We start from the raw sequence: 26,962 nt of genomic DNA, 5'->3' as shown, positions 1-26,962 counted from the left end.
TACGCGACGCGGGCGGCGGCGCGTCCGGGCGTCCGGCGGCGGCCGGAGGAACCCTGGCCGTCGCGGCCGTAGGCGGCCCGGGCGTCACCGGCCGCGTCGGCGGGGCGGCTGCGGCCGCCGCGGCTCGCGGACGGGCTGCGGCGCGGCCGCTCGACGACGGGGTCGGGAATCACCGTGGGGATGCCGGTGGGCACGCGGGCGCCAGTGATGCGGGCCAGCTCCTCGTCACCGGCGCTGACCCTGGTGGTGACGGGTGTGATGCCGGCCGTTGCCATCACGCGGGCCATCCCGCGGCGCTGGTTGGGCAGCACCAGCGTGACGACGGTGCCGGACTCGCCGGCCCGGGCGGTGCGGCCGCCCCGGTGGAGGTAGTCCGTGTGGTCGCCCGGCGGGTCCACGTTGACGACGAGGTCGAGCCCGTCAACGTGGATGCCGCGGGCGGCGACGTTGGTCGCGATCAACGCGGTCACCTGGCCGGTGCGGAACTGCTCCAGGGTGCGGGTGCGCTGAGGCTGGGACTTGCCGCCGTGCAGGGCCGCGGCCTTCACCCCGTTCGCGAGCAGGTCGTCCACCAGACGGTCGGCGCCGTGCTTGGTGTCGATGAACATGATCACCCTGCCGTCGCGGGACGCGATGTGGGCGATCGTGGCGTCCTTGTCGAAGTTCTGCACGTGCAGCACGTGGTGCTCCATGGTGCTGACCGCTCCCGCGGACGGGTCCACCGAGTGCGCGACCGGGTCCTTGAGGAAGCGCCGCACCAGGCGGTCGACGTTGCGGTCCAGGGTGGCGGAGAACAGCATGGTCTGGCCGCCTTCGGCAACCTGGTCGAGGAGCTCGGTGACCTGCGGCAGGAAGCCCATGTCGGTCATCTGGTCGGCCTCGTCGAGCACCGTGATGCCGACCCGGTCCAGCCGGCAGTCACCACGCTGGACCAGGTCCCTGAGCCGGCCCGGCGTGGCCACCACGATCTCCGCCCCGCGGTTCAGCATCCATGCCTGGCGACTCATCGACGTCCCGCCCACCACGGTCACCATCCGCAGGCGCACGGCCCGGGCGTAGGGGGTAAGGGCCTCGGTGACCTGCTGCGCGAGCTCGCGGGTGGGAACCAGCACGACGGCCAGCGGATACCCCGGCTCGGCCCTCTGCCCGGCGGTGCGCGCCAGCACGGCGAGGCCGAACGCGATGGTCTTGCCGGAGCCGGTCCGGCCCCGTCCGAGGAGATCGCGGCCGGCCAGCGAGTTCGGCAGCGTCGCGGCCTGGATCGGGAACGGCTCGGTGACGCCCTGGCCGGTCAGCACCGACAGCAGCGCCTTCGGCATGTCCAGTTCGTCGAAGGACTCGACGGCCGGCAGCGCCGGGGTGGTGCTCACCGGCATCGCGAACTCGCCCTGTGCGGAGGAGCCCCGGGTCCGGCCGGAGGGGCGTCGCCCTCCGGCAGGCCGGTCACCGTGGAAAGAGCCGCCACCGGAGCGGGAACCGGCCGCGGAACGGAAGTCGGTGTCGCGGTGGGAGTGGTAGGAGGAGCGACTGGAGCTGGCCATGCGGAGGACCTTCCTCGGGACGGCACGCCACGAGGAATACTCCGCGGCGCGGGGCGCCGACGGAGACCGCAAGGGAACGGGCCGGAGTGTGACGGGCGGAGCATGGACGGTGGAACCGTTCGGCACGTCACCCGTGGTCGGCGCTCACCGCGGCGACGGGAGCGGAGAACCTACAACCGTGAGCTGTCACGGCAGGGCGCCGATCCGGACGCGGCGCTGTGCGTCTCGCGTGGGGATGGCCGCCGGCGGCGGAGTCAGCGGCCTGAACGACCGGAGGGACGCGCCGTGGCGCGATGACCGAGGGGCCCGCACCGGGCACTTGCGCGCGGTACGGGCCCCTCGCTGCTAGGCGGGTGCCGTGGCAGAAGAACTACAGCGGGCGAATGTTCTCGGCCTGCGGGCCCTTCTGGCCCTGCGTGACGTCGAACTCGACCTTCTGGCCCTCGAGCAGCTCACGGAAGCCGTTGGCGTTGATGTTCGAGTAGTGGGCGAAGACGTCGGGGCCGCCACCCTCCTGCTCGATGAAGCCGAAGCCCTTCTCCGAGTTGAACCACTTCACAGTGCCATTAGCCATTAAAAATCTCCTTCAAGGGACTGTCCGAAGCACGCACGGCGCGGGCCTCGAGTCACCGCATGGAGCGCCCACCGGGGAAGAGCCGGGGAACAAAAAATGCGCCTGCAAAACATCAGCAGGCGCACACAAAGTTCATGGGAACCACTACTGCAACTAGGTCGACTGTAGCAGGCCGCGGCCCGCCGCGTCGGGAGCTTTCACCCCCGGTCCCGAACTCGTACGCGCCGGGGAGCCCCGCGGCCGGGCTTCCAGGCGCATACTGGCCGGGATGACGAAATTTGCAGCAAGTCGCCGCCCCCTGCCCACCAGCCCCTTCAAGCCCCGGCCGGAGGCACTGCCCAAGCACTTCACCGTCGGTGACCGGGTCACCCATGACGGGTACGGCCTCGGCCGGGTCATCGGCGTCGAGGGCGACGGCGACGTCGCGGTCCTCGTCGACTTCGGATCACGGCAGGAACGCATCACCCACCCGTACACCGCGATGTTCAAACTCTGATTCCGGGACTCCCCCGGCCACCCGGCCGATCGTGCCGCACAGCTCGCGGGCGGCCCGGGGCGGAGCCGGAACGCCCGGTCCGCCGCGTGCCGCCAACCGCCCGATCGGATGGTCGCCCGTTTCGGCCCCGCCCGTGCGGACACACGCATGTCGTCGACAACTGCCGCCGGCCCCTGAGCCGGCGCCGCAGCGCTGTGGTCGGCACGCGGCCCGCTCGCGGCCCCGGCCGGAGCGCGGCCGCACCGCTACGTGGACGATCGGAGTGACATGACCCAGACGGTGGTGATCACCGGCGCGAGTGCCGGCATCGGCCGTGCCACGGCACGGCTGTTCGGCCGCCGGGGCGCGAACGTGGTGTTGCTCGCCCGGGGCAGCGCGGGGCTGGAGGCGGCCGCCGCGGAGGTCGAACGGGCCGGCGGCACCGCCCTGGCCCTGCCGACGGACGTCGCCGACCACCAGGCGGTGTCCGACGCCGCGGACCGGGCGGAGGAGCGGTTCGGCGCGATCAACGTGTGGATCAACGTCGCCTTCACCTCCGTGTTCGCGCCCTTCGACGAGATCCGGCCGGAGGAGTTCCGGCGGGTCACCGAGGTGACGTACCTGGGCTTCGTTTACGGCACGATGGCCGCCCTGGAGCGGATGAAGCCGCGCAACCGGGGCACAATCGTCCAGGTCGGCTCCGCGCTGGGCGCCCGCGCCATTCCGCTGCAGTCCGCGTACTGCGGCGCGAAGCACGCCGTCAACGGGTTCACCGAATCGGTGCGCTGCGAGCTGCTGCACGAGGGGAGCGAGGTCCGCGTCACCGTCGTCCAGATGCCGGCGGCCAACACCCCGCAGTTCTCCTGGGTGCTGTCCCGGCTGCCGCGCCACCCGCAGCCCGTGCCGCCCATCTACCAGCCCGAGGTGTGCGCCCGGGCCGTGGCGTACGCGGCGGACCACCCTCGGCGCAAGCAGTACTGGGTGGGCGCGAGCACGGCCGCCACCATCCTCGCGCAGAAGGCGGCCGCCCCGCTCCTGGACCGCTACCTCGCCCGCACCGGCTACGACTCCCAGCAGACCGGCGACAGTGTCACCCCGGGACGGCCGAACAACCTGTGGCACCCCGTGGACGGCGCCGACGGCACCGACCACGGGGCGCACGGCGAGTTCGACGAGCGGTCCCACTCCCGCAGCTTCCAGCTCTGGGCCTCCCAGCACACCGGGACCGTCTGCGCCGTGGCCGGCGGGCTGCTGGCGGCGGGCGTCTCAGTGGCGTTCGCCAGGAACCGCCGGTGATCGAGCACCGAGTACTCCTGGGCGTTCGAGCCGCCTGGGGATCGCTGCTGCTCGTCCGTCCGTCCTACGTCTGCACCGTCCTGGCCGGCCGGCCTCCCGACACCGTGACCTGCGCGACCGCCGGCGTCCTCGGCGTGCGCCACCTGGCCCGGGCAGCCCTCACCCCGCGCCTGGGCCCACGGGGCGCCCCGGCCGGAGCCGCGACCGGCCTCGCCCATGCACTGTCCATGCCGGTGCTCGCCACCGTCGTCCCCGACCGGCGCCGGATCTGCCTCACCGACGCAGCCAGTGCCACCGCTTTCTGCCTCGCCGACACCGAACGGTTCGGACGAGCGGCCGCAACGGCCGCCAGAGGCACCGACGCGTGACTGCTGTCGCCCGCCGAGCCCCGGAGCCCGGCCGGTCACCTGAGCAGCCCCACCGAGGGCCGTCGCCGGGCCCTCGGGATCCGGAGGGGACGCCCCCCCGGGAGGCGGCGGGCGCCCGGTCACATCCGGCCATCCTCCGTGCGAGTGAGTGAGGCTCGTCACTGGTTCGCGCCATCGGTTCGCAAACCGGGTAGGAGTACGTTCCTTCGACCGACGGCCGGGGATCCTCCCCCGGCCGCCCATCCCCCCGGTCAGCAGCGCTCTTCGACGAGGGAGACACCAGACATGTCTGCACTTGTCCCGACCCAGCCCCCACCCCAGTCCATCGGCGTGGTCGCCGAGTCGTCCAGCGGGGACGCCCGCGTCGCGGCGACACCGGCGACGGTGCGGCAGTTGCTCGGTCTCGGCTACGACGTCGTCGTCGAGCCGGAGGCCGGTGCCGCCTCGGGCTTCACCGACGCCGCCTACACCGAGGCCGGGGCGCGCATCGGCGACGCCTGGGCGGCGGAGGTGGTCCTGAAGATCAACGCCCCGACGGACGGCGAGATCGCCCGGCTGCGCGAGGGCGCCACCCTGGTCGGCCTGATCGCGCCCGCACAGCATCCCGAGCTGCTCAAGGCGCTCTCCGCCCACGGCGTCACCGCGCTGGCGCTGGACGCCGTCCCGCGGATCTCCCGGGCGCAGTCGATGGACGTGCTCAGCTCGATGGCCAACATCGCCGGGTACCGGGCGGTGATCGAGGCGGCCCACGTGTTCGGGCGCTTCTTCACCGGCCAGGTCACCGCCGCGGGCAAGGTCCCGCCGGCGAAGGTCCTCGTGGCGGGCGCGGGCGTGGCCGGCCTGGCCGCCATCGGCGCCGCGTCCAGCCTGGGTGCGATCGTCCGAGCGACCGACCCCCGGCCCGAAGTGGCCGACCAGGTAAGGTCGTTGGGCGGCGAGTACCTGGCCGTGGAAGTCGCCCAGGAGGCGAGCACCGACGGGTACGCCAAGGCGACGTCCGCCGAGTACGACCGCGCCGCCGCGGCGCTGTACCACGAGCAGGCGAAGGACGTGGACATCATCGTCACGACCGCGCTGATCCCCGGCCGCCCGGCCCCGCGGCTGGTCACGGCCGAGGACGTGGCGGCGATGCGGCCCGGCAGCGTCATCGTGGACATGGCCGCCGCGCAGGGCGGGAACGTCGAGGGCACCGTGGCGGGCCGGACTGTGGTCACCGACAACGGCGTCACCATCATCGGGTACACCGACCTGGCGGCCCGACTACCCGCCCAGGCCTCGCAGTTGTTCGGCACCAACCTGGTCAACCTGTTGAAGCTGCTGACGCCCGGCCGGGACGGCCGGTTGGCCCTCGACTTCGACGACGTGGTCCAGCGGGCCGTGACGGTCGTCCGCGACGGCGAGATCACCTGGCCGCCGCCGCCCGTGGCGGTGTCGGCCGCTCCGGCCGCGCAACCCGCCGCGCCGGCATCCACTGCCGTGGAACCGGGACGGCCCCGCCTCGGCCCCGCGGCGCGCTTCGGCCTGATCGGCGCGGGGATGCTCGCGGCCTTCCTGCTGACCGCCGTCGCACCGGCCCAACTCGCCCAGAACCTCACGGTGTTCGCCCTCGCCGTGGTCATCGGCTACTACGTCATCGGCAAGGTGCACCACGCCCTGCACACCCCGCTGATGTCGGTGACCAACGCGATCTCCGGAATCGTGGTGATCGGGGCCCTGCTGCAGATCGGTCACGAGAGCCGCGTCGTCACCCTGCTGTCCTTCGTCGCCGTGCTGCTGACCAGCGTGAACATCTTCGGCGGCTTCGCCGTCACCCGCCGCATGCTGTCGATGTTCTCGACCTCCCCCGAAAGGCGTTGAGCCCGATGACTTCCACGACGGCCTCGCACGCCGCGGACCTGGTCGCCGCGCTGCTGTTCATCCTCAGCCTCGCCGGGCTCTCCCAGCACCGGACCTCGCGGGCCGGTGTCGTCTACGGCATCGCCGGCATGGCCCTCGCGCTGGTCGCCACCGTCGTGGTGGCGGCGCAGAGCGTCACCGCCGGCGCGGTCGCGCTGATCGTGGTCGCGATGGCGATCGGCGGTGCGGCCGGGCTGTGGCGGGCGCGGCGGGTTGAGATGACCCAGATGCCCGAGCTGATCGCCGTCCTGCACAGCTTCGTCGGTCTCGCCGCCGTCCTGGTCGGCTGGAACAGCTATCTGGAGGTCGAGTCCCACGGGTCCGGCCAGACCCGGATCGCCGGTGACCTGCTCGGCATCCACCACGCCGAGGTCTTCATCGGCGTCTTCATCGGCGCGGTCACCTTCACCGGCTCCGTCGTGGCCTTCCTGAAGCTGTCCGCCCGGATCGCCTCGCGTCCGCTGACGCTGCCCGGGAAGAACGCCCTCAACCTCGGCGCGCTGGCCGCCTTCCTGGGGCTGACGGTCTGGTTCACGGCCGGCCCGGGCCCGGTCCCGATGGTCGCGGTCACCCTGCTGGCGCTCGCCCTGGGCTGGCACCTGGTCGCCTCGATCGGCGGCGGCGACATGCCCGTGGTCGTCTCCATGCTGAACAGCTACTCGGGCTGGGCCGCGGCCGCCTCGGGGTTCCTGCTCGACAACAACCTGCTCATCGTCACCGGGGCGCTGGTCGGCTCCTCCGGCGCCTACCTCTCGTACATCATGTGCAAGGCCATGAACCGCTCCTTCCTGTCCGTGATCGCCGGTGGTTTCGGCATCGAGGGCCCGTCCGGTGGGGGCGGGGAACAGGGCGAGCACCGCGAGGTCCACGCCGAGGAGGTCGCCGGGCTGCTCGACCGGGCCCGGTCAGTGGTGATCACCCCCGGCTACGGCATGGCCGTGGCCCAGGCCCAGCACCCCGTGGCCGAGTTGACGCAGCGGCTGCGCGAGCGCGGGGTCGAGGTCCGCTTCGGGGTGCACCCCGTCGCCGGGCGCCTGCCCGGGCACATGAACGTGCTGCTCGCCGAGGCGAAGGTGCCCTACGACATCGTCCTGGAGATGGACGAGATCAACGACGACTTCGCCGCGACCTCGGTCGTCCTCGTCATCGGCGCCAACGACACCGTCAATCCGGCCGCCACCGACGACCCGGCCAGCCCGATCGCCGGGATGCCGGTCCTGCGGGTGTGGGAGGCCGAGCAGGTGATCGTCTTCAAGCGCTCGATGGCCTCCGGCTACGCGGGGGTGCAGAACCCGCTGTTCTTCCGGGACAACACCGGCATGCTCTTCGGCGACGCCGGGCAGAGCGTCGAGGCGATCCTGCGGGCCCTGCCGGGGCGGGACCCGGAGGATGCCCTCCCGGCCGCCGGGCGGGCGGCGGCGGCGCGGTAGCACCGGCGTGCCCGCGCGGTGAGCACCCGCCGGGCCCGGGGTGACCCCGTCGCCCCGGCCCCGGTGCCCGCTGCCCTGGTGCCCGACGGCGCCGGAGCAGCGGGCACCGGGGCGGTGGGGGCGGCGGCTCGGGCGCCACGGAGAGGGGCCGGTCCCCGTGTTCCGTCCGCCTGCCCGGCAGCCCGGCGAGCCGATGTAAGAGAGTTCTCAGAGTCGGTTTGAGAGGGTTGCCCGCATGAGCAACGGGCAGAAGGTACTGGTCGTGGACGACGACCCGGAGGTGCGCGCCGCCGTCGAGGACGGGCTGGCGGTCGAGGGCTACCAGGTGCGCGGCGCCGCCGACGGGCTGGCGGCGCTCGGCGAGGTGGCCCGCTGGCAGCCCGACGCCATGGTGCTCGACCTGATGATGCCCGCGCTCGACGGCCTGGCGGTCTGCCGCCGGCTGCGGGCCCTGGGCGACCGGATCCCGATCCTGGTGCTGACCGCCCGCGACTCGGTGAGCGAGCGGGTCGACGGCCTGGACGCGGGCGCCGACGACTACCTGGTGAAGCCCTTCGCACTGGACGAGCTGACCGCCCGGCTGCGCGCCCTGCTGCGCCGCAGCGCACCGGCCGTCGAGGAGGCCGAGTACCGGTACGCCGACCTCGTGGCCGACCCGATCACCCGCACCGGCAGCCGCGGTGGCCGCCCACTGGACTTCTCGCGCACCGAGTTCGCCCTGCTGGAGGTCCTGCTGCGCCACCCCGGCCAGGTCCTGCCGCGCGAAGTGATCATGGAACGGGTATGGGGATCGGACTTCGGCCCCGACTCCAACTCGCTGGCGGTGTATATCGGTTACCTGCGCCGAAAGCTGGAGGCCGGCGGCGGGCCACGGCTGGTGCACACCGTGCACGGGGTGGGCTACCGGCTGGCGGAGCGGTGACGGCGCACGCCCGCTGGCGCCGGCGCCGTCCGCTGCGCACCCGGCTGGCGCTGGCCTGCACGGCCGCGGTCGCGCTGGTCGCCGTCGGCGTCAGCGCGGCGGCCTTCACCGTCGTCCGCTACGAGCTCGAGCACCAGCTCGACCTGCACCTCGTCCAGCAGGCAACCCTGGTCCAGCAGCAGCACCGCGGCCAGGGACCCCAGGTGGTCTACGGCGAGTGCGGCTACCTGGCCGCTCCCGCGTGCGCCCAGATCGTGCCCGCCGACCCTGCCAAGGACCCGGCCCAGCCGTACCTGTTGCCGGTCACGGCCGCCACCCGCCAGGTCGCGGCCCGCGAGCGCGGCGGCCGGTTCACCGACCTCACCATCGGCGGCCACCCGGCCCGGATGCTCACCACCCCGATGACCACCACCCCCGCCGGCATCCGGCAGGCCGTCCAGGTGGCGCTGCGCGCCGACACCGTACAGGAGGGCGTACGGCAGGCCGGCGAGCTGATGGCGGCCGTCGCCGCGGCCGGGGTGCTGCTGGCCGCCGCGCTCGGCCACACGGTCGCCCGCACCGGACTCGCCCCGGTCACCCGGCTGACCAGGACCGCCGAACGGATCGCCGACACCCGCGACGCCGGCCTGCGCATCGAGCTGCCGCCCGGCCGCCGGGAGGACGAACTGACCAGACTCGCGGGCAGCTTCAACACCATGCTCGGCGAGCTGGAACAGTCCGTGGCCGCCCAGCGCCGACTGGTCGCGGACGCCTCGCACGAACTGCGCACCCCGCTCACGGCGCTCCGTACCAACGCCGAACTCCTGGCCCGCGCGGACCGGTTGACCGACGGCCAGCGCGAGCGGGCGGCCGCCGCGCTGGGCCGCCAGCTGCGCGAGGTGACCGGCATGGTCAACGACCTGATCGAGCTGGCCCGCGACGAGGAGCCGCAGCCGCTGCTCGAAGAGGTCCGGGTCGGCCCACTGGTCGCGCACAGCGTGGACGCCGCCCGCGAGCACTGGCCCGCGATCGGCTTCACCCTGGTGGACACGGCCGGGGAGCGCACCGTCCCGGGCGTGCCGGCCCGGCTCGCCCGGCTGCTGTCCAACCTGCTGGACAACGCGGCCAAGTTCAGCCCTGCGGGCGGCACGGTCGAGGTGCGCCTCACGGCCGGCCTGGAACTGACCGTGCGCGACCACGGCCCCGGCATCACGCCGGAGGACCTGCCGTACGTCTTCGACCGCTTCTACCGCGCCTCGGCGGCCCGCGCGCTGCCCGGCTCCGGTCTGGGACTCGCGATGGCCCGGCAGATCGCCCGCGCCCACGGCGCCACCCTCACCGCCGAGAACGCCCCGGGCGGCGGCGCGCTGTTCCGGCTGGCGCTGCCCGGCTGAACCCGGCCGCCGGGGTGGTCGGCGCGCTGACTGTGGCGTGGGGCGCAGCGCCGCTGACGATTCATAAGAAGTCTTCTTATGACCTGCCGACACCCTTCCACAGCATGACGACCACGAACCCGACTCCGCAGCCTTCCCCGCAACGCCCGCGACGTGCCCGCCACCGCCGCGCGACGGTGGCGGCGATCGCGCTGGTGAGCACCGCCACCCTCGTCAGCGCGACCTGCTCGGCCGCCCAAGGCGCGACCACCCGCCCGGCCGCCCCGGCGCCTGCCGACCTCTCGATCCGGCTGCACGGCAACGTCCTGGACATCCCGGTGAACGGCGGCGTCGCACAGCTGCGGACCGACTCGCTGGCCATCACCGCGCGGGGCCGCGACCACCGGACCCTGACCCTCTCCGCACCTGCGGCGCAGCCGCTGGGCGCACCCGGCTCGATCACCGTCAAGGGCGGCGCCGCGAGTTGGACGCTGCCGGCGCAGGGCCTGAGCGTCACGGCCGCCGCGGTGCGCGGTCGGCTGCAGGTCACCGTGCACAGCGAGCAGGACGGCGCCTCGCTGTCCTGGCCGGTCACCGGCACCGACCCGTCCGCCACCCAGCTGCAACTGCCGCGCGGCGAGGGGCTGGGCATTCCGGTTGCCGACCCGTTCTGGAACTCGACCCGGACCGGAGTGGCCGGCGCCGGCTACGGCCTCGAAACCGACCTGAGCATGCCGCTGTGGGGCTACACGCTGGCCGGAGCAGGCGTCAGCTACCTGGTGCCGCAGCCGGTCGGCACCTCACTGGGCCTCAGCTCCCAGGACGGCCGTCTGCGCGGCACCGCCGTGCACACGTTCTCCCAGCGGGCGGGCACCCGGGACTACACGGTCACCTTCGCGCTCACCGCGCCCTCCCCCGTCGCCCCGGCTCAGGACTACCGCCGCTGGCTCAGCGACGAAGGCCAACTGGTCACGCTGAGCGCCAAGATGGCCGCCAACCCCGAGGTCGGCAAGCTGCTCGGCGCCTTCCACGCCTACACCTGGGGCAGCGCCCGCACCGCGCAGGGCGTCCAGCAGATGCAGGCGCTCGGCCTGTCCCGGCTCTGGCTCGGCTACGACGCCGACGACCACCCGATGGACGCCCAGGCGGTGGCCGCCGCGAAGCGGGCGGGCTACCTGGTCGGCCCGTACGACTCGTTCGCCAACGGGCAGGACCCGGCCACCGCCGACGCCCCCACCTCCGCCTGGCCGGCGCCGGTCTACCCGGGCTACTGCATCCACCAGCAGGACGGCTCCGTGCTCGCGGGCTTCCACGATCGCGGCTGTTACCTCAGTTCCCAGGCATTCGCACAGCACGGCGAGCTCCTCGCCCAGCGCACCACGCAGATGACCGCCAACGGGGCGAACAGCTACTTCCTGGACGTGGACGCGGCCGGCGAGCTGTACGACGACTACAGCCCCGAACACCCGATGAACCAGCAGCAGGACAAGGCCAACCGGATCGCCCGGATGCGCCAACTGTCCGGCCCGGACAAGCTGGTGCTCGGCTCCGAGTCCGCGCACAGCTGGGCCGGCCCGGTCATCGACTTCAGCCACGGCTCGCTGACCCCGCCGGCGGACGGACTGTGGCCACTGGAGAAGAACAGGGAGGTCTGGGGCGGCTACGCGCCGGCCGCCGCACCGGGCGTCTTCTTCAAGCCGGTCACCCTGCCGGACGACCTGACCAAGGCCGTGTTCGACCCGACGTACCGGATCCCCCTGCTGGAGACCGCGTTGCACGACGCCCAGGTCAACCTCGACCGGTGGGAGCTGTCCTACACCAAGCTCCCCGCGCTGGAGACCACCCGGGCGTTGCAGGCGATCCTGCAGAACACCCCGCTGAACCTGACGCTCAACGGCCCGACGCTCGACACCGACGGCAAGCAACTCGCCGCACTCCAGCAGTACTTCGCGCCCCTGCATCAGGCCGCCGGGACCCAGCCGATGACCGACTTCCGCTACCTGACCGCGGACCACCAGGTGCAGCAGACCGGCTTCGGCAACGGCGTGCTCCAGGTCACCGCCAACTTCGGCACCAGCACCTACGGCCCCGCCGCACTCCCCGGCGGCTGCGTGGACGCCAAGCTCAAGGGCGACAAGCAGCCGCGCCGCCTCTGCCCCAGCACCCTGCCGCAGGCGCCCCTCGGGTAGCCGGGTGCACGTGGAGCGACCCCCGCGCCGGCGGGTTCATCGCCGCGCCAGGTGCCTCAGGGCCGACTGCGCCGCGTGGAAGCCGGCCATGCCGTGCACTCCGGCGCCCGGTGGGGTGGCGGCGGAGCAGAGGTAGACGCCGGGGATTCCGGTGGCGTAGGGGTCGCGGGTGGGGCGGGGGCGCAGGAGGAGTTGGCGGGCGGTGTTGGCGCCGCCCGTGATGTCGCCGCCGACGTGGTTGGGGTTGTCCGAGTGCAGCCGGGCCGCCGTGCGGACGTACCGGGCGCGGATCCGCGGCCGGAAGCCGGGGGCGAAGCGCTCGATCTGGTCCAGGACCGGCTCGGTCGCGTCGCCCCGGTAGCCGTGCGGGACGTGGGCGTAGGCGTAGACGGGGTGGAGGTCCCCGGCCGAGCGGGACGGGTCGGCCAGGTACTGCTGGCCGACTAGCACGAAGGGGCGGCGGGGCATCCGGCCGCGGGAGGTCGCCTCCTCGGCGGCGACGACCTCCTCGAAGGTGCCGCCGAGGTGGACGGTGCCCGCCGCCCGGCAGTGCTCGTTGGTCCACGGGATGCCGCCCTCGACCGCCAGGTCCACCTTGAAGGCCGCGGGGCCGTACCGGTACCGGCGGTAGGCCCGGGCGGTCCGGGGCGGCAGGCGGTCGCCCAGGATCCGGACAGCGGCGTGCGGGCCGGTGTCCAGCAGGACGAGATCGGGCCGGTCGAGCTGGTCGAGGTGGAGGACCTCCACCCCGGTCTCGACGGTGCCGCCGAGCCGCTGCAGCAGCCGCGCCATCGCGGTGGTGACCGCCTGCGAGCCGCCCTGCGCCACCGGCCACCCGTGGGCGTGGCCGACGGCGACCAGCATCAGGCCGATGGCGCTGCCGAACGGCCCGCCGAGCGAGCCGAACGCGTGGGCCGCCGCCCCGCCGAACAGCGCCCGGGCCTGCTCGCCGCTCCACTGCCGTGCGGTCCACGGGGCGGGCAGCACGGCCTGGGCGCCGAACTCGGCCAGGGCGAGCGGCGCGGCGGGCACGTGCAGGAGGGGGCCGAGGACGTCGTCCGCGAGCCGGTCGAAGTTGCTCGCCAGCCGTCCGAACACCCGCCGCCACGTCCGGCCGTCCGCCGGCGGCAGCTGCGCGGCCGTCCGGTCCACGTCGCGCCACAGCACCCCGGCGGCACCCGAGTCCAGGGGGTGGGCCAGCTCCGCCCCGGCCCGGAGCCAGCGCAGCCCGTACTCCTCCAGGCCCAGGGAGCGCAGGAACGGCGAGGCGACGCCGGTGGGGTGGAAGGCGGAGCAGTCGTCGTGGATCAGCCCCGGCAGCGTCCGCTCGCCGGACCGGGTGCCGCCGCCGATGGTCTCCCGCGCCTCCAGCACCCGTACCCGCACGCCCTCCTGGGCGAGGCGGATCGCGGCGGCGAGCCCGTTCGGCCCGCTGCCGACCACCACGGCCGTCGTCATGCTGCCGGTCCCACCTCTCGCCGGGGTCGCCGGGCGGCGGAGAGGGGGGCCACCCGGTACACCGGGCCAGCTTAGGGAGCGGAGGCCCCGGAACCGTGCACCGATCCGCCGCGTCACGGCAGCGGTTGCCCGGTCAGGGGCGGCCCAGCGAGAGGCAGGTCGCCTTCGCCCTGGACCGGGCGTAGCTCGTAGCCGAGTCAGAAGGCGTCGTCGGGGATCTCCACGGCGGTCCGGTCCAGGCTCTCCAGGAGGTCGAACTGGGGCCCGGTCCTGGGGAGTTCGTGGCGGAAGAAGAACCGGCAGGCGTGCCGCTTGCCGTCGTGGAAGGGCTCGCTGCCGGCTTCGGCGGCGAGGAACTGTTCCAGCCAGAGCCAGGCGACGACGGTGTGGCCGACCGCTTCGAGGTAGACGGTGGCGTTGGCCAGCGCCGTTTCCGGGTCGCCGGTTCCCCACAGCCGCTCGGTGACCGAGACGGTGCGCTGCACGGCCTCGTCGAGCTGTGCCGCGTAGTCGGCGGCCTCGCGGCCAGCGGCCTTGGCACGGGCGGTGGTCGCCGAGATGGTCTCGACGAGCAGGCGCAGCCCGGCGCCGCCGTCCATGACGACCTTGCGGCCGAGCAGGTCCAGGCCGTGGATGCCGTGGGTGCCTTCGTGGATGGGGTTGAGCCGGTTGTCGCGGTAGAACTGCTCGACGTTGTACTCGCGGGTGTAGCCGTAGCCGCCGTGCACCTGGATGGCGAGGCTGTTGGCCTCCAGGCACCACTGGGAGGGCCAGCTCTTGGCGATCGGGGTGAGGACGTCCAGCAGCAGCTCGGCGCGGGCGCGGTCCTCGGGCGAGGCGCCGGTGCGTTCCTCGTCGAGGAGCCGGCCGCAGTACAGGACCAGGGCCAACGCCCCCTCGGTGTAGGACTTCTGGGCGAGTAGCATGCGGCGTACGTCGGTGTGGGCGATGATCGGCACCTGCGGGGAGTCCGGGTCCTTGGCGCCGATCGGGCGGCCCTGGGGGCGGGCGCGGGCGTAGTCGAGGGCGTGCAGGTAGCCGGTGCAGCCCAGCGCGGTGGCGCCGAGGCCGACGCCGATCCGGGCCTCGTTCATCATGTGGAACATGTACGCCAGGCCGCGGTGCGGTTCGCCGACCAGGTGTCCGACGGCGCCTGGCTCGCCGCCCGGCCGGTGCACGCCCTCGCCGAAGTTGAGCAGGGTGTTGGTGGTGCCCCGGAAGCCCATCTTGTGGTTGAGCCCGGCCAGGACGACGTCGTTGCGCTCGCCGAGCGAGCCGTCGGCGCCGACCAGGACCTTGGGCACGATGAACAGCGACAGGCCCTTCACCCCGGGCGGGCCGCCGGGGATCCGGGCCAGCACCAGGTGGACGATGTTCTCGGACAGCTCGTGCTCGCCGCCGGAGATCCACATCTTGTTGCCGAACAGCCGGTACGTGCCGTCGTCCTGGGGCTCGGCCCGGGTACGGAGGTCGGCGAGCGAGGAGCCGGCCTGCGGCTCCGACAGGCACATGGTGCCGAAGAACCGGCCCTCCACCATCGGCCGGACGTAGGTGTCGATCTGTTCGGGACTGCCGTGCGCCAGCAGCAGGTTGGCGTTGCCCGCGGTCAGGAAGGGGTACGCCGCGGTGCCCGGGTTGGCGGCCTGGAACCAGGCGAAGCAGGCGCTGGCCACGACGGAGGGCAGCTGGGCGCCGCCGGCCTCGTAGTCCATGGCGCTGCCGAGCAGGCCGGTCCCGGCGAAGACCGACAGCGCCTCGCCGACCTCCGGGATCAGGTGGACCCGTTCGCCGTCGAAGCGCGGCTCCTCGGCGTCGTTCCGCTTGTTGTGCGGCGCGAAGTGCCGGGTGGCCACCTGCTCGCTGAGGTCGAGGGCGGCGTCGAAGGTCTCCCGCGAGTGGTCGGCGTACCGCGGCCGCGCGGTGAGGGACGGGACGTCCAGCCATTCGTACAGCAGGAAGTCGAGGTCGCGGCGGGAGAGCAGCAGGGAGGTCATGAAACGGATGTTCCCCTTCGAGTCGCGGCGGCGAACCATGACCCGGCGGCCGGATTCGCCGGCTGTGGTCAGCCGAGGGCGGGCCGCCGGGTGGCGGCCTCCGCCAGGCTGTTGGGGCGGATGTCGGTCCAGGTGGTCTCGATGTGGTCGACGCAGTCCTGCCGTCCGGCCGGGCCGAAGGTGGGCTGCCAGCCGGCGGGGGCCGGGGCGAAGGCGGGCCACAGGGAGTGCTGGCCCTCGTCGTTGACCAGGACCAGGTAGTCGGCGTCCGGGTCGTCGAAGGGGTTCGTCATCGGGTCGGTCCTCTCTCGGTTGGGTGGGGCCGGGGCGGTCAGTGGCCGCGCAGCTCCAGGGTGCAGCACTTGACGCTGCCGCCCGCCTTGAGCAGCTCGGTGAGGTCCACGCCGATCGGCTCGAAGCCGTGCCGGCGCAGCTCGCCGATCAGGTGGGTGGCCGATTCCGGCAGCAGCACGTGCCGGCCGTCGGAGAGCGCGTTGAGGCCGAAGACCGCGGCGTCCTCGTCGGTGGCCAGGATGGCGTCCGGGAAGAGTTCGCGCAGCACCGCGCGGCTTCCGGGGGTGAAGGCCGCCGGGTAGTACATGACCTCGTCGTCGGACAGGACGGCGAGGGCGGTGTCCAGGTGGTAGAACTCCGGGTTCACCAGGGTCAGGCCGGTCACCGGGACGCCGAAGAACTCCTGGGCCTCCGCGTGCGACCTCGGGTCTGTGCGGAAACCGGTGCCGGCCAGCAGACGGCGGCCGACCAGCAGGTAGTCGCCCTCGCCCTCGTTGATGTGCTCGGGCCACAGGAGCTCGGAGTAGCCCTGGTCGCGGAACCAGGAGAGGTAGGCCGGGCCCTCGGCGGTGCGCTCGGCGTGGCGGAAGCGCGCGCCCAGCACCTTCCCGTCGATCACGGTGGCGCCGTTGGCCGCGAAGACCATGTCGGGCAGGCCGGGCAGCGGGTCGATCTCCTCGACGGTGTGGCCGAGTTCGCGGTAGAGGTCGCGCAGCCGGGTCCACTGGGCGAGCGCGCGCTCGCCGTCGACCGGCTTCTCCGGGTGCATCCAGGGATTGATGGAGTAGCTGACGCCGAAGTGACTGGGCCGGCACATCAGGAAACGGCGCGGGCTCGCGGTGCGGACCGGCGGCCGCTCGCTCGCGCCCGGTCGGGTGGTGTCCGTCATGGACGTGGTTCTCCTTGGTCTGCGCGGTGCCCGGCGGAAGACCGGGCCCCGGGTCGGTCGGGGGGTGTGTGGCGCGCTCCCGCGCGCTCCTTCCCCGGTTCAGTCGATGAGTCGCCGACGCATCCCGCGGACGGCCAGGTACCAGGCGAGGGCGGCGAATCCGGCCAGCACGGCTCCGTGCAGCGCGTCCGCCGCGCCCAGCGTCCCGAAGGCGGCGTGCCGGACCGTCTGGGTGCAGTGGTAGATCGGGTTGACGGCGGCGACGGCGTGGACCCAGCCGGGCAGGCCGTCCAGCGGGAAGAACACGCCCGCGGCCATCACCAGCGGGGTCAGGACGCCGGAGACCACGAGCCGCAGCCAGTCGATGGCCGGCACCAGGCAGGACACCCACATTCCGAGCAGGGCGAAGGCGAAGCCGGAGACCAGCGCCACCAGCGGCACCAGCAGCAGTTCCGGCGTCGGCGGGAGGCCGATGGCGAGGGTGACCAGCAGGGGCGCGGTGCCGTACACGGAGGACTTGACGGCGATCCAGGAGCCCTCGGCGGTGACCAGTTCCCAGACGTCGACGGGCTGGCACAGGACGGCGTCGTAGATCTTCTGGTACTTGCGGCGGTTGAAGCTCTCGAACATCCCGGCGAAGGCCGAGGCGAAGAGCACCGAGGTGACCACCATGCCGACGCCGACGAACTGCGGGTAGGGGTGGCCCTGGACGGAGTCGATCAGCCGGCTGAAGCCCAGGCCGAAGCCGGTCATGTAGACGAGCGGCTCGATCAGCGAGCCGAAGGTGATGGCGGGCCAGTAGCGGCGGAAGAGCAGCAGCTCGCGCAGCCAGACCGCGCGCATGGTCGGCCACAGGGCCGACGGGCGGCCGGGTCCGGCGGCGGGGCCGGCCTGCTCCCGGGTGCGGGGCGTGGGCGTCGCCGTGGTCATCGGATGTCCTCTCGTTGTCCGGCGGGCGGCCGCCGGCCGGCCGCCCCCGTCGGGGGCGGCCGGCTCGCGGGGCGCGACGGCGCGGGCGGTTTCAGCCGGATCTCAGCCGAACAGTTCTCCGGTCAGGGCGACGAAGACGTCCTCGAGGGAGGTCGGACGCAGCACGTCCGGAGAGCCGAGGCGCTCGTGCATCCGCGCGGGGACGGTCTCGGCCCGCAGCACGGAGACGGCCGGCCCGGTGCGGCGGCTGGGCAGCCCGGCCCGGGCGGCTTCGGCCTCGACCAGTTCGCGCCGGGCCGCGTCGCCCCGGTACTCGGCGGCCTGGGCGCCCGCGTGCGCGTGCAGCAGTTCCGCGGGGGTGCCCCGGGCGATCAGTCGGCCGCCGAACACCACCGCCACCTCGTCGGCGAGCCGTTCGGCCTCCTCGATGTAGTGGGTCGACATCACCACGGTGGTGCCGCTCTCGCGCATCCCGTCGATGACGTCCCACAGGTCCTGGCGGATCTGCGGGTCGAGACCGACGGTGGGCTCGTCCATGAGCAGCAGCCGCGGGTTGTTGACGATGCCCCGGGCGAGCAGGACCCGGCGGCGCATGCCGCCGGAGAGCGCGTCGGCCCGGGTGTCGGCGCGGTCGGTGAGGCGGACCGCGGCCAGGGCGCGGTCGACGGCGTCACGATACCCGGCGCGCGGCAGGGCCGTGAAGCGGACGAAGACGTCCAGGTTCTGTCGGACCGTCAGTTCGGGGTCGATGTTGTCGTGCTGCGGAACGACGCCGACCAGGGAGCGGGCGCGGCGGGAGTCGTCCGGCATCCGGTGCCCGAAGACCTCGACCGTGCCCGAGTCCGCCCGGGTCTGTCCGGTGAGCATCCGCATGGTGGTGGACTTGCCGGCGCCGTTGGGTCCGAGCAGGCCCAGGAACATGCCGGCGGGCACCTCCAGGTCCAGGCCGCCCACCGCCGTGGTGGTGCCGAAGGTCTTGACCGCACCGCTGATTCGGACGGCAGGGGTGTCCACGCGGGCCGCTCCTTTCGGGAAGGCTCTGGGAAGGGTCTTGGAACTCCCGGTAATCCCGGGGAAGTCGCGGAGTCCGACCGCGCCGGGTCGACCGGTGTCCTCGGGACGGGAAAATCGGGGCCGGCCCATGACCGGATTCGGGTCACACCCGGCCGACGTGATGTCACAACGGCCCACGGAGTGTTGCAGGTTCATTTCCGATCGCCCGCACGGACCGCGCTCATCTAACCGCAGAATAGCCCTGTCAGGAACCCGCCCGGAGGGGGTTCCCATGTCCATGACCAGGTGTTATGTTGACCGGAGATCAATGCCGCTGGGACCGCTTCGAAGCCGGCCCATCCGGGGGGAATTTCGGCTCAACCACCCGCCGCTCCAACGACGTTGCCGTCAGTGTGCGATGGGTGTCGATCTCTCGTTTCCACCCTTGATGGCCAACCCGCGGCAGCACCGCCCGCGAGGCCCCGTTCAAGGAGATGTGGATGCAATCCGACGCACCGTTCACCGGTAACGTCCACCTGCGGGCCGCGCGGGCGGAGGACGCCGCGGCCGTCACCGAGGTCTTCCTCGCCTCCCGCGCGGCGGCCATGCCCTACCTCCCCCGCCTGCACAGTGACGAGGCCACGCTGTGGTGGGTCACCAACGTGGTGCTCGCGGACACCCGGGTCTGGCTGGCCGAGGACGCCGGCACCGGGGCCCTCCTGGGCTTCGCCGCACTCGACGGCGCTCTGCTCGACCACCTCTACCTGCGTCCCGACGTCCGCCGCCGCGGCATCGGGACGCTGCTGCTGGGGGCCGTCAAGGAGGCGAGCCCCGAGGAGCTCTCACTGCACGTCTTCCAGCGGAACACCGGGGCCCGCGCCTTCTACGAGCGGCACGGCTTCGTCCCGGTGGACAGCAACGACGGCAGCCGCAACGAGGAGAACGAGCCCGACCTGACCTATCGCTGGACCGCCTGACCCCCTCGCAGCATGCGGCAGTACCCCCGCCGATGGACGTCGGCGGGCCCCAACGGCCAAGAGCCACCGGACAACCACCGTCCGTCCCACCCGGCCCACCAGGCCCGCGGGACGGATTGACCTGGAGGGAAGCCCTGTGCTGGGCGAACACAGCCTGCCCGCGGAAACACCGCTGTCGTACGCGCAGTTGGCGCTCTGGTTCAACGACCGTCTCCAGGGCGGGGACGCCTCGTACAACGTCCCGGTGGCCCTGCGGCTGACCGGCGAGGTCGACCACGAGGCGCTCCGGGCCGCGCTGGACGACGTGCTGGAACGGCACGCGGCCCTGCGCACCGTGTTCCCCGAGCGGGACGGCGTGCCGCGCCAGCACGTGCTGCCGATGGCCGAGGTGCCCCCGGTGCTCACCGTGGTGCCCACCACCGAGGCGGAGCTGCCCGCCCTGATCGGGGCCGAGTCCGGGCACGTCTTCGACCTGGAGTCGGAAGTGCCGCTGCGGGTGCGGCTGTTCTCGCTCGGCCCGCGCGAGCACGTGGTCCAGATGGTGCTGCACCACATCGCCGGTGACGGCTGGTCGATGGCCCCGCTGGCCCGCGACCTCAGCACCGCGTACCTGGCCCGGCGGCAGGGCCGGGCACCGATCTGGTCCCCGCTGCCCGCCACGTACGCCGAGTACGCCGTGCGCCAGCACGCGAACCTCGGCGACCTGGACGACCCGCAGAGCAGCGGCGGCCGCCAGCTCGCCTACTGGCGCGAGGCCCTGGCGGGCCTGCCGGACTTCCTGGAACTGCCCACCGACCACCCGCGGCCGGCCGCGATGTCGCACCGGGGCGAGTTCTTCCCCTGGGACCTCCCGGCCGAGCTGCACCGCGAGCTGCTCGCCCTGTCCCGCTCCTGCCGGGTCAGCATGTTCATGGTGCTCCAGGCCGCACTGGCCGCCACACTGACCCGCTCCGGGGCCGGTACGGACATCCCGATCGCCAGCCCGATCGCCGGGCGCACCGACGAGCGCTACGACGAGGTCGTCGGCTATTTCGTCAACCCGCTGGTCCTGCGCCTGGACACCTCCGGCGACCCGACCTTCCGCGAGCTGCTCAAGCGGGTGCGCCGCACCGACCTCCAGGGCTTCGCCCACCAGGAGTTCCCCTTCGAGCGGCTGATCACCGCGCTCAATCCGCACCGGTCGCTGGCCTGGCACCCGCTGTTCCAGGTCATGCTGGCCTTCCAGAACACCCCCGAGGCGAGCCTCGCCCTGCCCGGCATCGAGACCGAGATCGCCGAGGCGGGCCCGGGCGGCGCCAAGTTCGACCTGTCCTTCAACGTCCGGGAGCTGCACGACGCCGACGGCGCCCCCGCCGGTCTCGGCTGCTTCGTCGAGTACAGCACCGACCTGTTCACCCGGACCGGCGCCGAGGCCCTGACCGTCCGGCTCGGCCGGCTGCTCGCCGCGGTCGCCGCCGACCCGGACCAGCCGATCGGCGCCCACGACCTGCTCTCCGCCGACGACCGGCTGGACCTCCTGGAACGCGCCGCCGGGCCCGCCCTGCCCGCCTCCACCGTCACCTACCACACCGCCTTCGAGCAGCGCGCCGCGCTGGAGGGCGAGGTCACCGCCCTCGTCGCGGAGGACGGCCGGCTCACCTTCGCCGAGGTCAACGAGCGGGCCAACCGGCTCGCCCGGGAGCTCGTGCGGCGCGGGGCCGGCCCCGAGAGGTACGTCGTGCTGGCGCTGCCGCGCACCACCGACCTGCTGATCGCCCTGCTCGCCGTGCTCAAGTCGGGCGCCGCCTACGTCCCGGTCAGCCCCGCCTCGCCGCGCGAGCGGCTGGCCGCCGTCCTCGCGGACGCCGACCCGGTCTGCGTGCTGGCCACCGTCGCGGACGCCGGGCGGCTGCCGGCCGCCGCGCCCGTCCTGCTCCTGGACGAGCCCGAGGTCCGCGCCGCCGTCGCCGCCCACCCCGGCGGCGACCTGACCGACGCCGACCGCACCGGCCCCACCGGCCCGCTCGACCCGGCCTACGTCATCCACACCTCCGGGTCGACCGGCGTCCCCAAGGGCGTGGTGATCCCGCACGGCGGCCTCAGCAGCCTGATGCAGCACCACCGCACCCGGATGGTCCGGCCGTCCGGCGGCCCCGGAGGCCGGCGCCTCCAGCTCGGCCTGGTCGCCTCGATCACCTTCGACACCGCCTGGGAGCCGCTGTTCTGGCTGCTGGAGGGCCACCCGCTGCACCTGCTGAGCGACGAGGTCCGGCTCGACCCCCAGGCCCTGGTCGACTACGTCCGCCGCGAGCGCCTGGACTTCCTCGACCTCACCCCGACCTACGTCCCGGCGCTCACCGCGGCCGGTCTGTTCGCCGAGGGCGAGCACCGGCCGACGGTGCTGATGCTCGGCGGCGAGGCCGTCGGCCCGGCGCTGTGGACCGAGCTCTCCGCCCTGCCCGACGTCGCGGTGTTCAACTACTACGGACCGACCGAGTGCACCGTCGACGCGCTCGCCTGCGACCTGACGGACAGCGCGACCCCGGTCATCGGCCGCCCCCTCGACAACACCCGCGCCCAGGTGCTGGACGAGCGGCTGCGCCCCGTCCCGCTCGGCGTGCCCGGCGAGCTGTACCTGTCCGGGCCGCACCTGGCCCGTGGCTACCTGCGCCGCCCCGGCCTGACCGCCGAGCGCTTCGTCGCCGACCCGTACGGCCCGCCCGGGGCCCGGATGTACCGCACCGGCGACCTCGCCCGGATGCGCCGCGACGGCCAGGTGGAGTACCTCGGCCGGGCCGACGGGCAGATCAAGATCCGCGGCTTCCGGATCGAGCCCGGCGAGGTCGAGGCGGTGCTGCTGCGCCACCCCGCCGTCCTCCAGGCCGCCGTCCTGGCCCGCGGCGACAGCGCCGAGGAACGCTACCTGGCCGCCTACCTGGTGACCGAGGACGGCAACGCCCCCGACCTCGCCGAGGTGCGCGAACTGCTGGCGGGCCGGCTGCCCGACTACATGATCCCGGCGGCGTACGCCGTACTCGACCGGCTGCCGCTCAACTCCAGCGGCAAGCTGGACGGTTCGGCCCTTCCCGAGCCCGGGCTGCGCGCCGCCACCGGCCCGTCCCGGGCTCCCCGGGACGCCCGCGAGGCCGCGCTCTGCGCGCTGCTCGCCGAGGTCCTCGGCGTCCCCGCGGTCGGCCCCGACGACGACTTCTTCGCGCTCGGCGGCCACTCGCTGCTGGCCACCCGGCTGGTCAGCCGGGTGCGCACCGCCCTGGGCGCCGAACTGCCCATCCGAGCGGTCTTCGAGAGCCCCACCGCCGCCGGACTGGCCCGCCTCGTGGACACCGACCGGTGTCGCCCCGTGCTGGCCGCCGCCGCCCGGCCCGAGCGGATCCCGCTCTCGCACGCCCAGCGCCGGCTCTGGTTCCTGCAGCAGCTGGACCCGCTGAGCGACGCCTACCACATTCCGCTCGCCCTGCACCTGCGCGGCGACCTCGACGACGACGCGCTCGCCGAGGCCCTGCGCGACTGCGCGGTCCGCCACGAGGCCCTGCGCACCGTGTTCCCCGCCGACGCGCAGGGCCCCCGGCAGCTGGTCCACGACCCGGACCGGCTGCCCCCGCTGCTGCGCCGTGTCGACGCCACCCGGATGAGCGAGGATGAGCTGGCCGAGGCGCTGCGCACCGCCGCCGCCCGGCCCTTCGACCTCGCCGCCGAGCCGCCGCTGCGCGCCGACCTCCTCGCCCTCGCGCCCGACCGACACGTCCTGCTGCTGACGGTCCACCACATCGCCTGCGACGGCTGGTCGCTGGGCCCGCTCGCCCGCGACCTGGGCACCGCCTACCGGGCCCGGTCGGCCGGCCGGGCGCCCGAGTGGCCCGACCTGCCCGTCCAGTACGCCGACTACACCCAGTGGCAGCTCGCCCTCCTCGGAGACGACCGGGACCCGGCCAGCCCGGCCGCCCGCCAGTGGCAGTACTGGAGCGAGGCCCTGGCCGGCCTGCCCGAGGAGATCGCCCTGCCCGTGGACCGGCGCCGCACCGCCGAGACCGGTCCGCAGGCCGGCCACGTCCCGCTGCGGCTGGCCGCCGAGGACCACCGGGCCCTGGCGGCGCTCGCCCGGGCGCACGGCGCCAGCCTCTTCATGGCCGTTCAGGCCGGTCTCGCGGCGCTGCTCACCCGCCTCGGCGCGGGCACCGACATCCCGATCGGCGCCCCGATCGCCGGCCGCACCGACGAGGCCCTCGACGACCTGGTCGGCTTCTTCGTCAACACCCTGGTGCTGCGCACCGACACCGACGGCGACCCGGGCTTCCGCGAACTGCTGCTCCGGGTCCGGGACGCCGACCTGGCCGCCTACGCCCACCAGGACCTGCCGTTCGAGCGGATCGTCGAACTGGTCAACCCCGAGCGCTCCCCCGGCCGCCACCCGCTGTTCCAGGTCGCCCTGGTGATGGACCAGGCCGCTCCCGCCGTGGACATCCCGGGCCTGGAGAGCGAGTTGCTCGCCGCCGGTCCGGCGCCGGCCAAGTTCGACCTCACCGTCACCCTCGGGGCGCCCACCGGACCGGACGGCGAGCTGAGCGGCGCGATCGAGTACCGCACCGACCTGTTCGACCGGACCACCGTCGAGGCGATCGCCCGCCACCTGGCGCGGCTGCTCGGCGCGGCGGCAGCCGACCCGGAGCGGCCGATCGGCCGCCTGGACCTGGCCGCGGAGGGCGAGCTGCCCGGCCTGCTGGCCGGCTCCGTCGGCGAGCGGCGGGCGCTGGCGCCGACCACGCTGGCCGCGCTGGTGCGGGAGCGCCTCGCCGCCCCGTCCGGCACCCCGGCGCTGGTCTTCGAGGGCGAGGAGCTCGACCCGGCCGAACTCGACCGCCGGATCGAGGCGATGGCCCACCGGCTCGCCGCCGTGGGCGTCCGCCCGGGCACCCTGGTCGCGGTGGCCGTGCCCCGGTCGGTGGAGCTCGTGGTGGCGCTGTGCGCCGTCCACCGGGCCGGCGGTGCCTATCTCCCGCTCGACCCCGACTACCCGGCCGACCGGCTCGCCTTCATGCTGGCGGACGCCCGCCCGGCCGCCGTGGTCGCCGCCCCCGAACAGCTCGCGCTGCTCGGCCCCGCCGACGGCGTGCCGTGCCTGTCCCCGGAGGACCTGCCGACGCCCGGCGGCGTCACCCTGACCGCACCGGGCCCCGAGGACCCGGCGTACGTCATCTACACCTCCGGCTCCACCGGCCGCCCCAAGGGCGTGCTGGTCCCGCACCGGGGCATCGTCAACCGGCTGCGCTGGGGCCAGGAGGAGTACCGGCTGACGGCCGCCGACGCGGTGCTGCAGAAGACCTCGTCCAGCTTCGACGTCTCGGTCTGGGAGTTCTTCTGGCCGCTGGTCGCCGGCGCCACCCTGGTGGTGGCCAAGCCGGACGGGCACCGCGACCCGGCCTACCTGGCGGACCTGATCCGCCGCCGGAACGTCACCGTCGCCCAGTTCGTGCCGTCCATGCTGGACGCGTTCCTGCAGCATCCGCAGGCCGCCGACCACGCCGGGCTGCGCCTGGTGGTGGCCAGCGGCGAGGCGCTCTCGGCGGCCACCGTGCGCCGGTTCCGGCAGGTGCTCCCGGGCGTCCGGCTGGCCAACCTGTACGGACCGACCGAGGCCTCCGTCGAGGTGACCGCCTGGGAGTGCGGCCCGGCGGACGAGCAGCCGCGTCCGGTGCCGATCGGGCGGCCGGTCTGGAACACCGGCGCCTACGTGCTGGACGCCGCCCTGAACCCGGTGCCGCCGGGCGTGCCGGGCGAGCTCTACCTGTCCGGCGAGCAGCTCGCGTACGGCTACCTCGGCCGTCCGGCGCTCACCGCCGAGCGCTTCGTCGCCGACCCGCACGGCGCTCCGGGCGCCCGGATGTACCGCACCGGCGACCTGGCCCGTCGCCGTCGCGACGGCGCGGTGGAGTACCTGGGCCGGGTGGACGGCCAGGTGAAGGTGCGCGGCTACCGGATCGAGCTCGGCGAGATCGAGGCCCGGCTGGGCGAGCACCCGGCGGTCTCGGCCTGCGCGGTCGCCGTCCGCGAGGACCGGGCCGGCGCCGTCCGGGTGGTCGCCTACGTGGTCCCGGCCCCGTCGGCGCAGCCGCCCACGGCCGCCGCGCTGCGCGCCCATCTGCGCAGCCACCTGCCCGAGTTCATGGTGCCGACCGCCTACGTGACGCTCGGCGCGCTCCCGGTGAGCGTCAACGGCAAGCTGGACCGCCGGCGGCTGCCCGAACCGCAGACCCACGTGGAGAGCCGGGCCCGGGAGCCGCGGACGCCGGCCGAGCGCACCCTGGTCGCGCTGTTCGCGGAGCTGCTCGACGTACCGCAGGTGGGTCCGGAGGACGACTTCTTCCTGCTCGGCGGCCACTCCCTGCTGCTGATCCGGCTGGTCGAGCGGATCCACGCGGAGTTCGGCACCGAACTGCCCGTCCGGGCGCTGTTCGAGGCGCCGACCCCCGCGGCGCTGGCCGAGCGGCTGGCCGGGCCGCCGCCCGGAGCCGCCGAGGCGGCCTTCGAGCCGCTGCTGGCCCTGCGGGGCACCGGCGACCGGCCGCCGCTGTTCTGCATCCACCCGGTGACCGGCGACGGCCTCGGCTTCCTCGGCCTGCTGCGCGGCCTCGACCCGGACCAACCGGTCCACGCCTTCCAGGGCATCGGCCCGGTCGGCGGCGGGCCGCGGCCCGCGACCATGGACGGGCTGGCGCGGGAGTACCTGGAGCGGATCCGGGCCGTCCGGCCGCACGGACCGTACCGGCTGCTCGGCTGGTCGTTCGGTGGGCTGGTCGCCCACCAGATCGGCGTCCTGCTGCGCGAGGAGGGCGAGGAGGTCGACCTGGTGGCGCTGCTCGACAGCCTGCCGGCCCCGGCGGACGCCGGGGAGGTGGACGACACCGTCGTGCTGGCCGAGCTGCTGACCACGATCGGCGCGCCCGACGAGGAGGTGGCCGCCGTGCTGGCGAACCGCTGGCGGCCGAAGCCCTCGGAGCTGCTCGACCGGCTCGCCGTCGCGCTGCGCGAGGCCGCGCCGCGCGACGAGGAGCAGCTGGCGGTCTTCCTCGACTCCTGCCGCTACCACGCCGGGCTGATGACCGGCTGGACGCCGGGGGTGCTGGACGCGCCGGTGGTGGTCTTCACCGCCTCCGCCGACAACCGGCCGGAGGAGACGGTGGCCACCTGGCGGGCCCACACCAGCGGGCCGGTGCTGGACCATCCGGTCGCCGCCCGGCACCTGGACCTCGCCAGCGCCGGACCGATCGACGAGATCGCCCGGGTCGTCGCGGCCGCCCTCCGGCGGGCCGACGGGGCCCGGTGACGGCGATCCGTCCGGAGTGTTCCGGACGAACCGCCGTTTGCCGGCCGGCTCCGCGGGGGGCTG

18 protein-coding genes are annotated in these 26,962 nt (G+C 74.0%); 10 read left to right on the top strand and 8 right to left on the bottom strand.

Translation table 11 applies throughout. The features are described 5' to 3' along the window. Positions 1–1,541, bottom strand: a 1,541-nt coding sequence (locus HS99_RS29600; RefSeq protein WP_046385590.1) for a DEAD/DEAH box helicase, incomplete at its 3' end; no start/stop codon positions are given. Between the two features lie 370 nt (positions 1,542–1,911). After that, a complete protein-coding gene (locus HS99_RS29595; protein WP_045694210.1) occupies positions 1,912–2,115 on the bottom strand; it encodes a cold-shock protein in 204 nt (67 codons plus the stop codon). A gap of 268 nt (positions 2,116–2,383) precedes the next feature. Between HS99_RS29595 and HS99_RS29590 the strand changes: the two genes are divergently transcribed. From HS99_RS29590 to HS99_RS29555, 8 genes are all read left to right on the top strand, one after another. Next, complete coding sequence (locus HS99_RS29590) at positions 2,384–2,611, top strand: hypothetical protein (RefSeq protein ID WP_030283690.1); 228 nt, start codon at positions 2,384–2,386, stop codon at positions 2,609–2,611. A 267-nt stretch (positions 2,612–2,878) separates the two neighbouring features. Beyond that, on the top strand, positions 2,879–3,886 hold the full coding sequence (locus tag HS99_RS29585; protein WP_030550798.1) for an SDR family oxidoreductase: 1,008 nt from the start codon (positions 2,879–2,881) through the stop codon (positions 3,884–3,886). Next, a complete protein-coding gene (locus HS99_RS29580; RefSeq protein WP_046386008.1) occupies positions 3,883–4,254 on the top strand; it encodes a hypothetical protein in 372 nt (123 codons plus the stop codon). Before HS99_RS29585 ends, HS99_RS29580 begins: the two co-directional genes overlap by 4 nt. Positions 4,255–4,539: 285 nt before the next feature. Then, positions 4,540–6,111, top strand: a complete 1,572-nt coding sequence (locus tag HS99_RS29575; protein ID WP_030283684.1) for a Re/Si-specific NAD(P)(+) transhydrogenase subunit alpha — start codon at positions 4,540–4,542, stop codon at positions 6,109–6,111. Between the two features lie 5 nt (positions 6,112–6,116). Next, on the top strand, positions 6,117–7,580 hold the full coding sequence (gene pntB, locus HS99_RS29570; RefSeq protein WP_030550802.1) for a Re/Si-specific NAD(P)(+) transhydrogenase subunit beta: 1,464 nt from the start codon (positions 6,117–6,119) through the stop codon (positions 7,578–7,580). A 235-nt stretch (positions 7,581–7,815) separates the two neighbouring features. Further along, positions 7,816–8,502: a response regulator transcription factor gene (locus tag HS99_RS29565; protein ID WP_030283679.1), complete on the top strand. Its 687-nt coding sequence runs from the start codon at positions 7,816–7,818 to the stop codon at positions 8,500–8,502. After that, the gene (locus HS99_RS29560) at positions 8,499–9,875 is read left to right on the top strand and encodes a sensor histidine kinase (RefSeq protein WP_030283677.1); all 1,377 of its coding nucleotides are present in this window, start codon (positions 8,499–8,501) and stop codon (positions 9,873–9,875) included. Before HS99_RS29565 ends, HS99_RS29560 begins: the two co-directional genes overlap by 4 nt. Before the next feature lie 104 nt (positions 9,876–9,979). Then, on the top strand, positions 9,980–12,043 hold the full coding sequence (locus HS99_RS29555; RefSeq protein ID WP_030550805.1) for a glycoside hydrolase: 2,064 nt from the start codon (positions 9,980–9,982) through the stop codon (positions 12,041–12,043). A gap of 36 nt (positions 12,044–12,079) precedes the next feature. Here HS99_RS29555 and HS99_RS29550 read toward each other — a convergent pair whose 3' ends face one another. The 6 genes from HS99_RS29550 to HS99_RS29525 all read right to left on the bottom strand — a co-directional run bounded on the left by HS99_RS29550 (position 12,080) and on the right by HS99_RS29525 (position 18,622). Next, positions 12,080–13,501, bottom strand: a complete 1,422-nt coding sequence (locus HS99_RS29550) for a phytoene desaturase family protein (protein ID WP_030550807.1) — start codon at positions 13,499–13,501, stop codon at positions 12,080–12,082. Positions 13,502–13,698: 197 nt separating this feature from the next. Then, positions 13,699–15,495: an acyl-CoA dehydrogenase gene (locus HS99_RS29545; protein ID WP_030550809.1), complete on the bottom strand. Its 1,797-nt coding sequence runs from the start codon at positions 15,493–15,495 to the stop codon at positions 13,699–13,701. Between the two features lie 68 nt (positions 15,496–15,563). Continuing rightward, positions 15,564–15,788, bottom strand: a complete 225-nt coding sequence (locus HS99_RS29540) for an MbtH family protein (protein ID WP_030550811.1) — start codon at positions 15,786–15,788, stop codon at positions 15,564–15,566. A 38-nt stretch (positions 15,789–15,826) separates the two neighbouring features. Beyond that, positions 15,827–16,678, bottom strand: coding sequence for a dimethylargininase (gene ddaH, locus HS99_RS29535; protein ID WP_030550813.1), 852 nt, complete (start codon positions 16,676–16,678; stop codon positions 15,827–15,829). A 99-nt stretch (positions 16,679–16,777) separates the two neighbouring features. Continuing rightward, positions 16,778–17,608 (bottom strand): ABC transporter permease, encoded by an 831-nt coding sequence (locus HS99_RS29530; RefSeq protein WP_030283663.1) that lies wholly within the window; start codon positions 17,606–17,608, stop codon positions 16,778–16,780. Positions 17,609–17,710: 102 nt separating this feature from the next. Next, entirely contained in the window at positions 17,711–18,622 is a 912-nt protein-coding gene (locus HS99_RS29525; RefSeq protein WP_030283661.1) for an ABC transporter ATP-binding protein, read from the bottom strand. Positions 18,623–19,101: 479 nt separating this feature from the next. Between HS99_RS29525 and HS99_RS29520 the strand changes: the two genes are divergently transcribed. Both HS99_RS29520 and HS99_RS29515 read left to right on the top strand, forming a co-directional pair. Continuing rightward, a complete protein-coding gene (locus tag HS99_RS29520; protein WP_030283659.1) occupies positions 19,102–19,578 on the top strand; it encodes a GNAT family N-acetyltransferase in 477 nt (158 codons plus the stop codon). A gap of 136 nt (positions 19,579–19,714) precedes the next feature. Next, positions 19,715–26,899: a non-ribosomal peptide synthetase gene (locus tag HS99_RS29515; RefSeq protein ID WP_051835465.1), complete on the top strand. Its 7,185-nt coding sequence runs from the start codon at positions 19,715–19,717 to the stop codon at positions 26,897–26,899. Positions 26,900–26,962: the final 63 nt, after the last annotated feature.

The sequence above is a fragment of the Kitasatospora aureofaciens genome, assembly GCF_001188955.3.
GTDB lineage: Bacteria > Actinomycetota > Actinomycetes > Streptomycetales > Streptomycetaceae > Kitasatospora > Kitasatospora aureofaciens.
This window is presented reverse-complemented; position numbering and strand designations above follow the sequence as displayed.